Source organism: Allobosea rubneri, from assembly GCF_032464875.1.
GTDB lineage: Bacteria > Pseudomonadota > Alphaproteobacteria > Rhizobiales > Beijerinckiaceae > Allobosea > Allobosea rubneri.
The window spans coordinates 146,293-160,498 of record NZ_JAWDID010000001.1; the positions used below are offsets into that span (position 1 = coordinate 146,293).

10 protein-coding genes are annotated in these 14,206 nt (G+C 65.9%); 9 read left to right on the plus strand and 1 reads right to left on the minus strand.

Annotated elements, in window-relative coordinates:
* The 5 genes from RKE40_RS00675 to RKE40_RS00695 are packed head-to-tail and all read left to right on the plus strand — an operon-like array spanning position 1 to position 6,903.
* Positions 1–966, plus strand: a complete 966-nt coding sequence (locus RKE40_RS00675; RefSeq protein WP_316016318.1) for an NAD-dependent epimerase/dehydratase family protein — start codon at positions 1–3, stop codon at positions 964–966.
* Positions 963–2,228 carry a glycosyltransferase family 4 protein gene (locus RKE40_RS00680; protein ID WP_316016319.1) on the plus strand — a complete coding sequence of 422 codons (1,266 nt, stop codon included), beginning with the start codon at positions 963–965 and terminating at the stop codon, positions 2,226–2,228. The genes RKE40_RS00675 and RKE40_RS00680 overlap by 4 nt, the downstream gene beginning before the upstream one ends.
* On the plus strand, positions 2,225–4,468 hold the full coding sequence (locus tag RKE40_RS00685) for an NAD-dependent epimerase/dehydratase family protein (protein WP_316016320.1): 2,244 nt from the start codon (positions 2,225–2,227) through the stop codon (positions 4,466–4,468). Before RKE40_RS00680 ends, RKE40_RS00685 begins: the two co-directional genes overlap by 4 nt.
* 4 nt (positions 4,469–4,472) lie before the next feature.
* Positions 4,473–5,699 (plus strand): MATE family efflux transporter, encoded by a 1,227-nt coding sequence (locus tag RKE40_RS00690; RefSeq protein WP_316016321.1) that lies wholly within the window; start codon positions 4,473–4,475, stop codon positions 5,697–5,699.
* Positions 5,677–6,903, plus strand: a complete 1,227-nt coding sequence (locus RKE40_RS00695; RefSeq protein WP_316016322.1) for a glycosyltransferase family 4 protein — start codon at positions 5,677–5,679, stop codon at positions 6,901–6,903. The genes RKE40_RS00690 and RKE40_RS00695 overlap by 23 nt, the downstream gene beginning before the upstream one ends.
* 28 nt (positions 6,904–6,931) lie before the next feature.
* Here RKE40_RS00695 and RKE40_RS00700 read toward each other — a convergent pair whose 3' ends face one another.
* Positions 6,932–7,666 (minus strand): response regulator transcription factor, encoded by a 735-nt coding sequence (locus tag RKE40_RS00700; protein ID WP_316016323.1) that lies wholly within the window; start codon positions 7,664–7,666, stop codon positions 6,932–6,934.
* 988 nt (positions 7,667–8,654) lie between these two features.
* On the opposite strand from RKE40_RS00700, the gene RKE40_RS00705 reads away from it, so the two are divergent.
* The 4 genes from RKE40_RS00705 to RKE40_RS00720 all read left to right on the plus strand — a co-directional run bounded on the left by RKE40_RS00705 (position 8,655) and on the right by RKE40_RS00720 (position 14,135).
* On the plus strand, positions 8,655–9,410 hold the full coding sequence (locus tag RKE40_RS00705) for an SDR family NAD(P)-dependent oxidoreductase (RefSeq protein WP_316016324.1): 756 nt from the start codon (positions 8,655–8,657) through the stop codon (positions 9,408–9,410).
* A 308-nt stretch (positions 9,411–9,718) separates the two neighbouring features.
* On the plus strand, positions 9,719–10,840 hold the full coding sequence (locus RKE40_RS00710) for a CaiB/BaiF CoA transferase family protein (protein ID WP_316016325.1): 1,122 nt from the start codon (positions 9,719–9,721) through the stop codon (positions 10,838–10,840).
* A 97-nt stretch (positions 10,841–10,937) separates the two neighbouring features.
* Complete coding sequence (locus RKE40_RS00715; protein ID WP_316016326.1) at positions 10,938–12,593, plus strand: acetolactate synthase large subunit; 1,656 nt, start codon at positions 10,938–10,940, stop codon at positions 12,591–12,593.
* Positions 12,594–12,752: 159 nt separating this feature from the next.
* Positions 12,753–14,135, plus strand: coding sequence for an aldehyde dehydrogenase family protein (locus RKE40_RS00720; RefSeq protein ID WP_316016327.1), 1,383 nt, complete (start codon positions 12,753–12,755; stop codon positions 14,133–14,135).
* The last annotated feature ends 71 nt before the right edge of the window (positions 14,136–14,206 follow it).

Below are 14,206 nucleotides of genomic sequence, written 5' to 3' on the forward strand. Positions count from 1 at the left end.
TTGGGCCTGCGCGATCGTATCATCATTACTGGCGGCAACGGCTATGTCGGCCGCCAGCTGACCCGCCAGCTCTACGACAAGCACGATGTCTGTGTCGTCGACAATCTCCGCTATGGCGAGCTCCGTTTCACGCCGACCGATCTCGAACGCATCCGCTTCGAGCGGCTCGACATCACCGACGAGCTGGCGATGGCGCGGCTCGTCCGGGACTTCCGCCCGGACGTCATCGTCCATCTGGCGGCGATCCACTACATCCCGGAATGCGAGAACGACCCGGCGCTGGCGCTGCGGGCCAATCTGCTCGGACTGGTCAGCGTCCTGCTCGCCGCGCAGCCGGGCACGCGCTTCGTCTTCGCGAGCAGCGGCGCCGTCTACAAGCCCGACCTCGCGCCGCATTGCGAGGGCTCGGCGGCACTGGAGCCGAACGACATCTACGGAATGAACAAGCTGCATGGCGAGCAGTACGTGCGCTATCTCGCGCAGCAGCGCTCGCTCTCGGCGGTCATCGTCCGGCTGTTCAATGTGGTCGGCCCCGGCGAGACCAATCCGCATCTCCTGCCCGAAATCGTCGCGCAGCTGAAGGCCGGCAGAAGGGTGGTCCGGCTCGGCAATCTCTGGCCGAAGCGCGACTACATCCATGTCGAGGATGCGGCACGGGGCTTCGCCACCATCGCGACCGCCCGGCGCCAGCAGTCGGAAAGCACGATCACGGTCAATCTCGGCACGTCGCAGCCCTATTCGGTCGAGGAAGTGCTGCAGAAGCTGCGTGCCGTCGCCGATGTCGAGTTCGAGCTGGAGCAGGATGGCAGCCGGGTACGGCCGGTCGACCGCCCGTTCCTGGCCGCCGACACCACACAGATTCGTCAGCGCTTCGGCTGGGTCCCCGCCCTCACCATCGACGATGCGGTGCGCGACCTCTGGCGCGCTCCGGATCTCGCCAGCGCGCTGGTGGAGAAATACCAATGATCAAGGTCCTGGCGGCGATCGTCGCCCCGCCGCATCTCAGCGTCAGCGGTGCCGGCCGAGCCGCCGAGCAGCTCAGTGCCGCGCTCGCCAGGCATTGCGAGATCACCATCGCCAGCATGATGGGCGCGCAGACGTACGAGGCGGAGGCTCCGGGTCTCCGCCGCGTGCCGGTCAAGGTGGGCTTGCCGCCGGTACTGCCCTGGAGCCGGGTCCCGAACCGCTATCGCACCCTGTTCTACGGCTCCGACATCCCGGCGATGGTGCGCTCCGGGCAGTTCGACCTCGTGCACCTGCACAATCCGATGCCGGCGCTGGAAATGGCCAGGATCGCCCGGACCTGCCGCGAGGTCGGCGTTCCCTATGTCGTCTCCACGCATGGCTTCAACGAGATCGCCAATGGCAACCGGATCTACGGTTTCGGTCCGCTTCGTCGCCTCGCCTGGCAGATGCTGGTGACGCGCCCGGTCCACCAGGCCGTGCGTGGGGCGGCAGCCATCCTCGGATTGTCGCCGGCGGATCGCGAGATCGTCGAGGCGATGGGTTTTTCCGGGAGCTTCGCCGTGGTCCCGAACGGCGTGCCGATGCCCGGCACGTCCGATGCGGGCGAGGACGCCGCCATCTGCACCCGGCTCGGCGTGCCGGCTCGGCGAAATGGCGAGCTGACCTGCATGTTCCTGGCGAACCATACGCCGAACAAGGGCCTGCCGGTCCTGCTGGAAGCCTTCGACGGCCTGAACTGCCCCTACACCCTGATCGTCGGCGGCGAGAAGCGACCCGAGATCGACTACGGAATCGCTTCGGCGACACGCCGGCCCGACCAGCGGATCGTCGTGACCGGGCGCCTGTCGGACGCCGAGGTCCAGGCCCTGTTCCGCCGCTCCGACCTTTTCGTCTTCCCGACGCTCGCCGACACCTTCCCGCTGGTCGTGCTGGAAGCGATGTCGCATGGCGTGCCGGTGCTGGCCTCGCGGGTCGGCGGCATTCCGCACCAGCTCGATCAGGCCAGCGGCCAGCTGGTCGAGCCCGGCGATGCACGCCAGCTGCGCGACGCGGTCGCCGCGCTGGCCGCCCGATCCGACATGCTCCCGAAAATGGGACAACACGCCAGGGCGCGGGTCGCCCGGCATTTCACCTGGGAGAACGCGGCCAAGCGGGCCTTCGCCGAATACGAAAAGGCACTCGAGGCACCCGCGCAGGCGCGCGCCGCCGACTGGTCCAACGTCTCCACACTCCATCCGCTTCAGCGAGGAACGCGAGCATGAGCTCTGGCATCCCCCAGCGTCTGGCCATCATCGGCTGCGGCGCGGTCGTCGACCATCACATCCTGCCGGCGCTGCGCCGCGCCGGCTGGCAGCCTTCGGTGCTGGTCGACCGTTCGCCGGAGCGGCTCGCCTTGCTCGCCGGCAAGCTCGGCCGGCACGGCCGCGACGTCGTCCGCGTCGCCGACTGGCGCGAGGCCGCCGACAAGTTCGATGCGGCAATCGTCGCCGTGCCGCATGTCTTCCACGGCCCGATGGGGATCGAGCTGCTCAAGGCCGGCAAGCATCTCTTCATGGAGAAGCCGCTCGCCGTGACCTCGGAGCAGTGCGAGACGATGATCCGCGAGGCCGATGCCCGCCGGCTTACCCTCAGGGTCGGGCTGCTGCGGCGCTACCTGCTCGGTGCGCGCTGGCTCAAGGCGCTGATCGAATCCGGCACGCTCGGCACGATCCGCAGCTTCAGCATCCGCGAAGGCTTCGTCTTCAACTGGGCGACCAGCTCCGACGCGCTGCTGCGCCGTGAGCTCGCTGCCGGCGGCGTGCTGATGGACACCGGCGCGCACACGCTCGATCTCCTGCTCTGGTGGCTGGGCGAGGTCGCCTCGCTGAGCTACCGCGACGATGCCGACCAGGGCGTCGAGGCGGATTGCCTGATCGAGTGCCGGATGGCCTCGGGCGCCACCGGGACGATCGAGCTCAGCCGCACGCGCGATCTGCGCGACACGATCCAGATCCAGGGCAGCACCGGCTTCGTCGAGGTCCACCTCTCCAAGAACATCGTCCTCGACGGCTCCCCCAACGCCCTCGCCTTCCGCCATGAAGGGCGAGCCGCGGCGGACCTTCCGCTGCAGCTCTTCCCGGAGCTGTTCGACTCCGAGCTTCGCGATTTCGCCCGCAGCGTCTCCGGCGAGGCCTCCGCCGGCATTCCCGGCAGCGAAGGCGCGCGCTCCGTGGCACTGATCGAGCGCTGCTATGCCAACCGTGAACCGCTGACGCTCGGCTGGCGCGCCGAGGCCAAAGCCGCGGACAAGGATGAGATGCCCCGCCTGCCGGCCGGCAGCACGGCGCTGCTTACCGGCGCAGCGGGCTTCATCGGCGGCAGGCTCGCCGAGCGGCTGGTCGAGCAGGGCGTCAAGGTGCGTTGCCTCGTGCGCAGCTACGGGCAGGCGACGCGCCTCGCCCGGCTTCCGGTCGAGATCGTCAACGGAAAGCTCGGCGAAGCCGGGCCTGCGGCCCAGGCCTTCGACGGCGTCGATTACGTCTTCCACTGCGCCTATGATCACCGCTCCCGCAAGGCCAATCTCGACGGGCTCGAGCAGTTGCTCGCCGGCGCCGTGAAGCAGAAGGTCAAGGGCTTCGTCTATCTCAGCAGCTTCTCGGTCTATGAGCCGTTTCCGGACGGCAAGCTGACCGAGGAGACCCGCGACGGCGATGTCTCCTGGCCCTATGCCCGCAACAAGCTCGACCTCGAGGCGCGCACGCTGAAAGCCGCCCGCGAGGAGGGCGTGCCGGCCTCTATCATCCAGCCGGCCGTGGTCTATGGCCCGTTCTCCAAGCCCTGGGCCGACGCGCCGGCCCAGATGCTGATCACCGGCGACGTCATCCTGCCCGATGCCGGAGAAGGCATCTGCAACGCGGTCTACATCGAGGACCTGATCGACGCGATGCTGCTCGCCGCGCAACGCCCGGAGGCGGTCGGTGAACGCTTCATCATCTCCGGCCCGGAGCCGGTGAGCTGGGGCAAGTTCTTCGGCGCCATCGCACAGGCGATCCAGGTTCCGCCGCCGGTCTACTGGCCGAGCGCGCGTATCCGGGGCGAGAACAGCGGTGTGGTGCGCGACATAAAGGCGGTGCTCGCCAATCCGAAGCGCCTGGTCCAGATCATCGTCCGCTGGCCGCCGGCCCGCCAGGCGCTGCAGGCGGGCTATGACGCCTTGCCGCCAGGCCTCCACAAGCTCGTCACCAAGGCCTATTTCGGCGGCGGCGGCGGCCGGCGCTTCGGCCTGCGTCACCTACCCGATCCGCGCGCGCTCGCCCTCTATGAATCCCAGGCCTATGCGAGCAACGACAAGGCGGCGCGCCTGCTCGGCTACCGGCCGCGCCATGGCTTCGCCGAAGGGATGGCGGTCACGGGCGCCTATCTGCGCTGGGCCTATGGCGACCTTTGTCGTGCGGGCGAAGCCGCCCGGGCCTCGGCCCCTGCAGCGCCCGAGCCTCCCACAGCCCTGGCCAAAGCGAGCTGAGCCCTTGCTACGCCATGCTTCCTGGACGTTGATCGACCAGGGCGTCGTCAGCCTCGGCGCCTTCCTGCTCAACATCGTGCTGGCGCGCCATATCGCGCCGGTCGAATACGGTGTCTTCGCGCTGATCTTCGGCATCCTGCTGATGATCCAGCTCTCGATCAGCTCGGTGATCTTCTATCCGATGTCGATCCGGATCGCGCGATTGCCCGAGGAGGAACGCGCGGCGCTGGCCGGGCGCAGTCTCGCATTGCTGCCCATGCTGCTGCTGCCGGCAGCTTTGCTGCTCGCCCTCGGCCTCGCCATCATGGGGCGCGCAGACCTTGCCCTGCCGGTCTCGCTCCACCTCGTAATCTGGCAGGGGCAGGAAGCGCTGCGCCGCATCCTGTTCGCCGAGTTCCGGCATCGCGACGCCCTCGCCGGCGACAGCATCGCCTATCTCGGCGCGCCGCTGGCCGTGCTGTTCCTGCTGCAGCAGGGCACGCTGACGTTGCCGAGCGTCTTTTTCTGCATGGCCGCGGCATCGGGCGTGGCGCTCCTGGTCTCGTCCCGCCTCGTACGCGCCGAGCGACCGGCGGCCGGGACGCTGCGACCGACCTTCAGCGAATTCTGGTCGCTCGGGCGCTGGTCGCTCGCCAACAACTTCGTCGGCGCGCTGCGGATCCAGCTCTTCCTCTGGGGGCTGACCGCGATGTTCGGCGCGGCCTCGACCGCAGCCTTCCAGGCCGCGCTGAACGTGGTGAACCTCGCCAACCCGATCCTGCTCGGCCTGTGCAACGTCATCCCGCAGGCGGCCGCCCGAAAGTCCCGCGAAGGCTACCGGGCCGCCTGGAAGGCCGCACGGGACTATGCGCTGATCGGCACGCTGCCGCTGCTGCCTTGCTATGCGGTGCTGCTGGCGGCTCCGGACTTCGTCCTGCTGCTGCTCTATGGCGCGGATTCAAGCTATCTCGGCCTTGCTTTGCCGATCCGCATCCTCGCGATTAGTTGGCTGCTCGGCTACTCGGCCGACATGGTCTGTTCCTTCATGCATGGCGTCGACGCCGCCCGGCTGGCGCTGCTCGTCAGCGCCGCCGGCACGCTCGCCGCCGCTGCCCTGTTCCTGCCACTGACCCAGCAATACGGGCTGGCCGGCGCCTGCTTTGCGCTCGGCGGTTCGAATCTGGTCCGCCTTTTGACCGCGCACTGGTTCCTGACGAGGATGATCGCCCATGGCCGACCTTCTGCTGCCTGAGGCCACGAGTCCGGTATCGCTCGCCATGCCGCGCGAAAGCCTCGACATCAGGCATGTCGTGATCGACGACGCCGGCCCGCATCCCTCCGCCGCCAACGGCGTCCACCATGTCGTGCGCAGGATGGTGCGCGAGCAGCTCGCCGCCGGCGATCTTGCCAAGATCCTCTTCCTGCGCAGCCCCGACCAGGATGGCGGTGGAGAGGCGGTCGACCTGCCGACGCTGATCCTTCCGCTCGACGGAAGGCGGCTGGTGGGACACGTCTACGGGCTGGCGGAGCCGATCATCGAAGCGATGGCGGCGGGCGCCGGCCCAGGCACGGTCTTCCATATCCATACGGCCCGGCAGGTGCTGCTGCCCTCGCTGGCCTCGGCACTATCCCGACGAGGGCTGCGCTTCGGCGTCACCGTGCACGGCCGCTATTCGCATGTCTTCGCGCCGAACGGCTCGATCGCCAACTGGCGAACGGCCGCCTATCTGCGCCTGTTCGAACGACGGGCACTCGAGCAGGCGCGCTTCGTCCAGGCGGTCTCCGCGGCGGAAGCCCGCATCATCGCCAGGCTCGCCCCGGCCGCGCGCGTTCATGTCGTGCCGAACGCCGCCTATTCCAGCGTGTTCGACGGCATTCCGCGACGGCCTGCCCGCAATGTCGACTTCACCGACTTCCCGGTGTTCGGCTTCTGCGGCCGTTACGAGATCCAGCACAAGGGACTCGACCTCCTGGTCGAAGGCTTTGCCCTCTATCGCAGGCAAGGCGGCCGCGGGCGGCTCGTCCTGATCGGCACCGGACCGTCGCGGGACGTGCTTGCCGCGATGGCCGCGACACTCGACATCAACGATGCGATCGAGATCCAGGGGCCATGCTTCGGAGAGGAGAAACACAGGAAGATGGCCGGCTGGCACTTCTTCGTGCAGCCTTCGCGCTTCGATGGTGTCCCGATCGCAGCTCTGGAAGCCGCATTGGCCGGCCTGCCATTGGTGGTCTCTCAAGAGACCGGGCTCGCGGAGCAGGTCGCCAGTGCGAATGCCGGGCTCGTCATGCGCGATCTCACGGCAAACGCCGTCGCGGAAGCCTTCCACAAGGCCGCGCTGCTGTCCGAAGAAAGCTGGCGGAGCATGATGCTCGGGGCCCATGCAATGGCCACGCAGATCGGCGACTGGACGCCGATCTCCGCACAGCTTCGAAAGCTCTATCTCGCGAAATGAGCCGCAGACGGCCCGTCAGCCCAGCAGCCTAGGTGGCAGCGCCGATGATCGCATCACCGCCATGCACGATCCCGTTCAACTCCGCGGGCGGCGGCGCCTCGAGATGATTGACCGCCCAGATCGCAGCCTGCGTCCGGTTCTGGACCCTGATCTTGCGCAGGATCGCTTTGATATGGACCTTGACCGTCGCCTCGCCGATCGCCAGGCGCCGCGCTATCACCTTGTTGGAATCGCCCTGGATCAGGCATTTCAGGATCTGCATTTCGCGAGCAGACAGACCTCGACCAGAGTTCGAAGGCGGCGGCGAATACGCGATCACCTCCTTTTCGACCTGAATATCGACACCGTGTTCCTTGCCGATCTCGGTCAGGACATCAGCCGGGAACAGGCTCTCTCCGAGCATGACAAGCTCAAGCGACTTCACAAGCGTCACGAAATTGATCCGCTTGAGGAGATAGCCAGACACGGAAAGCCTGAAGGCAAGCTGAACTTGTCTTATGTTATAATTATCCGAAAGCATGACCATTTTTGCTTCCGGGAATAATTTCTTGAAGCTTACAATATTCCTTTCCATTAATTCATAATCATCATTGATACAAACTATGATCAAAGAAATACTGCCAGAATCCTTCCACCTTTCAGAAAAATCATCGAAATCGCTTGCCGAAGCAACGATGTCGAAGCCACGATTGCCAAGTATCTCGCGTACACCTTCAGAAAAGAGAGCGCACCGATCGATAAATGCAGTACTTACCCCACTCATAGAAGGCCCCTTTGTCTACCGCATCTTGTTCTTCGAAGGTATTCATAGGCAGTTATCCTATTGTATAACTATAATAGAATACCCATTCCGGTGCGGCATGACAAGCTATCGACAGTCTGCACACGAAAATTTGATTAAAACATTAACGTTTAATTTGCATTGATTAAACCATCTCAAAGGAACAACATTGGAACTGCAGGCAAATACAAACTACAGTTGCGAGCAGGCGCGACCAAAGTCCCAAATCGAACTAAAAATAAATACCAATTTAATTCCAATTAAAAATCCATGTCTTCGTTCGCATGCTGCAATGAAATGGTAAGAATCTGACATTCGCCAAAGGGAGTTGGACATATATTTCAGATTTTGAGCAATCGACATGTGTTACCGAGGAATTTCATCAGCGCCCCTTGACCCACCTCGAACGGGGTACCTCTTAGGAGCCTGAGCACCACCCGGGAGCCCAGCATCATCAAAATCGGGAAATCGCCGCGATATCAATATCTTCTGATCTTATAGCGCAGAAAAAAAATGCGCTAGGTCCGCTACCCTTCCCACTCACAGGGACTTTCGGGGTAGTTGCACGCCCTGTCGATGCTCCAATCGGCTGCCCCGCGAGCCTTTGCGTTGCCGTTGCCGCACCGCCCATCCAGATCATTAACAGCTGCTCGGCTCCGGCGCGCCGGAATACCCCTGACCGAGCCGAAGCTTGAAGATCGCCTCGGCTGGCACGTCGGCGATTTCGCGGCCCTTTCGAGCCCGATATGATCGGTATTGCCGCCAGACGGACCGAATTGACAGTGGTGCCGGCAAGTCCAGCTTCTGAAAAGCTTATGGGCCCACCAGGCCTGGACGTTCCGGAGCACCGCGACCTCGCAGCGCAATCCCCTGAAATTCCAACGCACCATATTGCAATGGCCGCACAAGAAGCGCGACCATTAACCAAGTATCTTAGTAATGAAGGTTAGTAGATCGCATGAGCAGATCCATGGGTTCTTTTTGCATCGACGATGCCGTCGCCGTGATCACCGGCGGCGCGCGCGGAATCGGCCTGGCTACGGCCGAGGCGCTCGCCGGTGCTGGAGCACGGCCCATCCTGCTCGACCGCGACGGCAATGCCGCAAACCAGGCGGCAGAGGCGCTCGGAGCCGGCGCGTCGGCACGCCAGCTCGACGTCACCCAGGAAGCGGAGGTCGATGCGGTCTTCGAGGATATCGCCCGCGAGCACGGCCGCATCGACATCCTCGTCAACAATGCCGGCGTCGCGATCAGGCGGCCCACGACAGAGCTTTCGCTCGCCGACTGGCAGCGTGTCGTCGACGTCAACATGACCGGCGCTTTCCTGTGCGCGCGGGCTGCCGGCCGCGTGATGACGGCACAGGGCGCGGGAGCGATCGTCAACGTCGCTTCGATCATGGGCCTGTCGGGCGGCGGGCTCTATCCCAACATCTCCTACCAGACGACCAAGGGCGCGGTGGTGAACATGACCCGCGCGCTCGCCGTCGAATGGGCGCGGCGCGGCGTGCGCGTCAACGCAGTCGCGCCGACCTGGGTCGAGACCGACTTCATCGCGGCGCTCAAGGACAACCCGGAATTCGTTTCTGCAGTCGAGCGCCTGACGCCGATCGGGCGGCTGGCCCAGCCCGAGGAGGTGGCGAACGCGATCCTCTTCCTCGCCAGTCCGGCAGCCGCGATGATCACCGGCCATGTCCTGCCGGTCGATGGCGGCTTCCTGGCACAGTGAGGGCTATCCCGCCGCGGCGTGGATGAACACCCACTGGGCGCGACCTGCCTTAGGCTTCGTAGGTCGACAGCCCGGCATCGGTGGCGGTACGGGCCGGATTGAAGGCACCTGGATGCGGCCAGCCGGGTTCTCCGGAGATCCCGGCCATCGTCGCGTGCCGCTCCGTCGCGGTTGGACAGTTGTGCAAGGCCAGGAATGCGGCGCATGCTGTCCTTTGGCTGGCCTCGGACGTTGCCTCTTCCATGCCCGGTGTCGCGCTGCCGGCAGATGGCGGCTTGACCGCCCGCCGAGACGAAGGAGCGCTCCGCATGGCCGGACCACTGGACGGTGTCAGGGTCGTCGACCTGAGCACGGTGATTGCCGGCCCCTATGCGACCCAGATGCTGGGCGAGATGGGGGCCGAGATCATCAAGATCGAGCCGCCAACGGGCGACATCATGCGCGCTCCGGGGCCGGGCCGGTCACCGGGAATGGGCGCCACCTTCCTCAACTGCAACCGCAACAAGCGCAGCCTGATCCTCGACCTGAAGGACCCTGCGGCGCTGGCGGAACTGCTCGGGCTGATCGCCGACGCCGACGTCTTCGTCCACAGTATGCGCATGGCGGCAGCCTTGCGTCTCGGCCTCGGCCAGGAAGCGCTGCTCGCCCGCAATCCGCGCCTGATCTACTGCGCTATCGTCGGCTTCGGCCAGGACGGCCCCTATCGGGATCGACCAGCCTATGACGACATCGTCCAGGCCGCCGCCGGCTGGGCCGGGCTGCAGGCGAGGGTCGGCGGCGAGCCGCGCTATGCGCCGACGATCGTCGCGGACAAAACCACGGCGCTCTTCGCGGTCGGCGCGATCAATGCCGCGCTCTACCATCGCGCTGGCTCGGGCCGCGGCCAGGCGATCGAGGTGCCGATGTTCGAGGCGATGGTCTCCTTCCTTTCGGTGGAGCATCTCTCCGGCCTGACTTACCGCCCCCCTCTTGGCGAAAGCGGCTATGGCCGCACGCTCTCGCCGAACCGGCGGCCCTACCGGACGCAGGACGGTTACATCGCCGCCATGCCCTATACGGCTGCTCACTGGCGCGCCTTCTTCCGCGCTGCCGGCCGCGACGACTGGGCGGCCGAGGAAGCGCTCGGTTCGGATAGGGCCCGGGCCGGGATGATCGACGAGCTCTATGCCCGGCTGGCCTCGTGCTTGGCGACATTGCCGACGGCGGAATGGCTCGCCCTGCTGCAGCCGCTCGACGTGCCGTGTGCGCCGGTCAACAGCATCGAAGATTTGCTCGACGACCCGCATCTGCGTGCCGTCGGCTTCTTCGAGGAAACGCACCATCCGAGCGAGGGCGCGATCATCAGTCCGCGCCACCCGGTCCGCTTTTCCGGCACGCCCTGCACGGCGGGGCTCCCGGCACCGAAGCTCCCCCGGCACCGGAAGAGCTGAATCGCGCCGGGCGCAACCCTGAACGCATTGCGCTTTCCCTGCGCCGCGCAAGCGCCTAGCCTCCCGATGACGAGGCTAGGCGGAAAGGCGACGGACGATGAAGAAGGGATCGGATCTTCTGGTTGCGGCGCTCGAGAACGAGGGCGTCGACCGCATATTCGGCGTGCCGGGCGAAGAGAATCTCGACGTCGTCGAATCCTTGCGGACATCGAAGATCGAACTGGTGCTGACGCGCCATGAGCAGGCCGCAGCCTTCATGGCGGCGACGCATGGCAGGCTGACGGGCAAGCCCGGGGTTTGCATCGCGACGCTCGGCCCCGGCGCGCTGAACTTCTCGACCGGCGCGGCCTATGCCCATCTCGGCGCCATGCCGATGATCCTGATCACCGGCCAGAAGGCGATCATGACCGCCAAGCAGGCGCGCTTCCAGATCGTCGACGTCGTCGCCTCGATGAAGCCGCTGACCAAGATGACCCGGCAGATCGTCAGCGCTGCCAGCATTCCCTCCGTGGTGCGAGATGCCTTCCGCGTCGCTATGGAGGAGCGGCCGGGGCCGGTGCATCTCGAGCTGCCCGAGGATATCGCGGCGGAGGAGATCGACGATGTCCCGCTGATCCCGGTGCATCCGCTGGAGCGGCCGGTTGCAGATCCCGCGGCGCTCGACCGCGCCGCCGGGATGATCCTCGCCGCCAAGCGCCCGCTCGTGATGATCGGCGCCGCCGGCAATCGCCCGCGCCTGGTCGAGGCGCTCTCGGCCTTCGTGCGCCGCGCGCGCCTGCCCTTCTTCAATACCCAGATGGGCAAGGGCGCCGTCACCGGCGGCTCCAATCTCTATATGGGCACCGCCGCCCTCTCCGAGGGCGATTATGTCCACCGCGCCGTCGAGCAGGCCGATCTGATCATCTCGATCGGCCATGACACTGTCGAGAAGCCGCCCTTCCTGATGAAGAGCGCCGGCGGCTCGAAGGTGATCCATATCGGCTACCAGTCGGCCACGGTCGAGCAGGTCTACCATCCCGACGCGGAGGTCATCGGCGATATCGGCGCGAGCGTCACGGCGCTCGCCGACAGGCTGGGCGGCAAGCTTGACGCCGATCCGCACCTGCTGGAGCTGCGCCAGAAGATCCTGGCGCGGATCAACGACCGCGCCGAGGAAGACCGCTTCCCGCCGACGCCGCAGCGCATCGTGCACGACATCCGCAAGGTGATGCCGGAGGACGGCATCGTCTGCCTCGACAACGGCATGTACAAGATCTGGTTCGCGCGGAACTACCGCACCCATGTCGCGAACACGCTGCTGCTCGACAACGCGCTGGCGACGATGGGGGCCGGCCTGCCCTCGGCGATGATGGCGGCGATGCTCCACCCCGGCCGCCGGGTGATGGCGGTCTGCGGCGATGGCGGCTTCATGATGAACTCGCAGGAGATGGAGACCGCCGTCCGGCTCGGTCTCAACCTCGTCGTGGTGATCCTGAACGACAGCGCCTATGGCATGATCCGCTGGAAGCAGGCGGTCGACGGCTTCCCGGATTACGGGATGAGCTTCGGCAACCCCGATTTCGTCCGCTATGCGCAGGCCTATGGCGCCAAGGGCTCAAGCGTCGGCGCGGTCGAAGACCTCGTACCGGCACTGGAAGCGGCCTTCGCCGGCGGCGGCGTCCATCTCGTCGAGGTTCCGATCGACTATTCGGAAAATACGCGCGTGCTGGTCGAGGAACTGCGCAACCGTTCGCCGGATGTCGAGTTGGCTTGAGCCGGAGCAAATCCGTATCTCCAGCCCTCGTCCTGAGGAGCCATTTCATCTGAAATGGCGTCTCGAAGGATGCTCCAGTGCTCTCTGGAACCATCCTTCGAGACGCCGCTATCGCGGCTCCTCAGTATGAGGGCTGTGGCTGGAAGGAAGGGACATGCCATGCTGCAGGTGGTTCAGGCTTATGATCGCGCGCCCATCGAGGAGATCGCGACCGACGACGCGGCAGCGCTCGAGGCCAAGCTCCAGGCCGCCGAGAAGGTGTTCCGGGATCGCGAAGGCTGGCTGAAGCCGCATGAGCGCATGGCAATCCTGCGCCGGCTAGCCGGCCTGCTGGACGGCAAACGCGATCATTTCGCCCGCCAGATCGCCCGCGAGGGTGGCAAGCCGCTCACCGATGCCATCGTCGAGACGACCCGGGCCATCGACGGCATCCACAACGCCGTCGAGGAGCTGCGCAACTTCGCCGGCCGCGAGATCCCCATGGGGCTGTCGCCGGCCGCGGCCAATCGCTGGGCCTTCACCACCAAGGAGCCGATCGGCATCGTCGCGGCGATCTCGGCCTTCAATCACCCGCTCAACCTGATCGTCCACCAGGTCGTCCCGGCGATCGCCACCGGCTGCCCGGTGATCGTCAAGCCGGCGGGCACGACGCCGCTCTCCTGCCGGGATTTCGTCGCCCTGGTGCATGAGGCGGGGCTGCCCGAGGCCTGGTGCCAGAGCTTCATCCCCGAAAGCACGGAGCTGGCCGAAAAGCTCGCCACAGACCGGCGGATCGCCTTCCTCAGCTTCATCGGCTCGGCCAAGGTCGGCTGGTACCTGCATTCGAAGCTGGCGCATGGCGCGCGCTCGGCGCTGGAGCATGGCGGGGCCGCGCCGGCGATCGTCGACCGCAGCGCCGATCTCGACAAGATCATCGAGCCGCTGGTGAAGGGCGGCTACTACCATGCAGGCCAGGTCTGCGTGTCGACGCAGCGCATCTTCGTCCACCGCGAGATCATCGATGCTTTCACCGAGCGGCTGGTCGCACGCGTCAAGGCGCTGCGTACCGGCGACCCCGTGCTGAAGGACACCGAAGTCGGACCATTGATCCAGCCGCGCGAAGCGGATCGCGTCGCCGCCTGGATCGACGAGGCCGTCAAGGGCGGCGCGAAGCTCGCGACCGGCGGCAAGCGGCTCTCGGAGACGACGCTGGCGCCGACCGTGCTGCTCGACCCCACCGTCGATGCCAAGGTCTCGCAACTCGAGATCTTCGGGCCGGTGGTCGGCATCTATCCCTATGAGAAGCTCGACGACGCCATCGCACAGGCGAACGCGCTGCCCGTCGCCTTTCAGGCGAGCATCTTCGCTCAGGACATCGACGTCGCGCTGCGCGCCGCCGAGCGGCTCGACGCCTCGGCGGTGATGGTCAACGACCCCACCACTTTCCGCACCGACTGGATGCCTTTCGCCGGGCGGCGTGAATCCGGCTACGGCACCGGCGGCATCCCCTACACCATGCGCGACATGACGCAGGAGAAGATGATCCTGTTCAACCGGCGCTGAGCGAGAGCCGTCGCGCCCCTCCAGCGGCGGCAGCCGGCCGCCTTCCAAACCTTCGTCTCGATCCAGCGGGA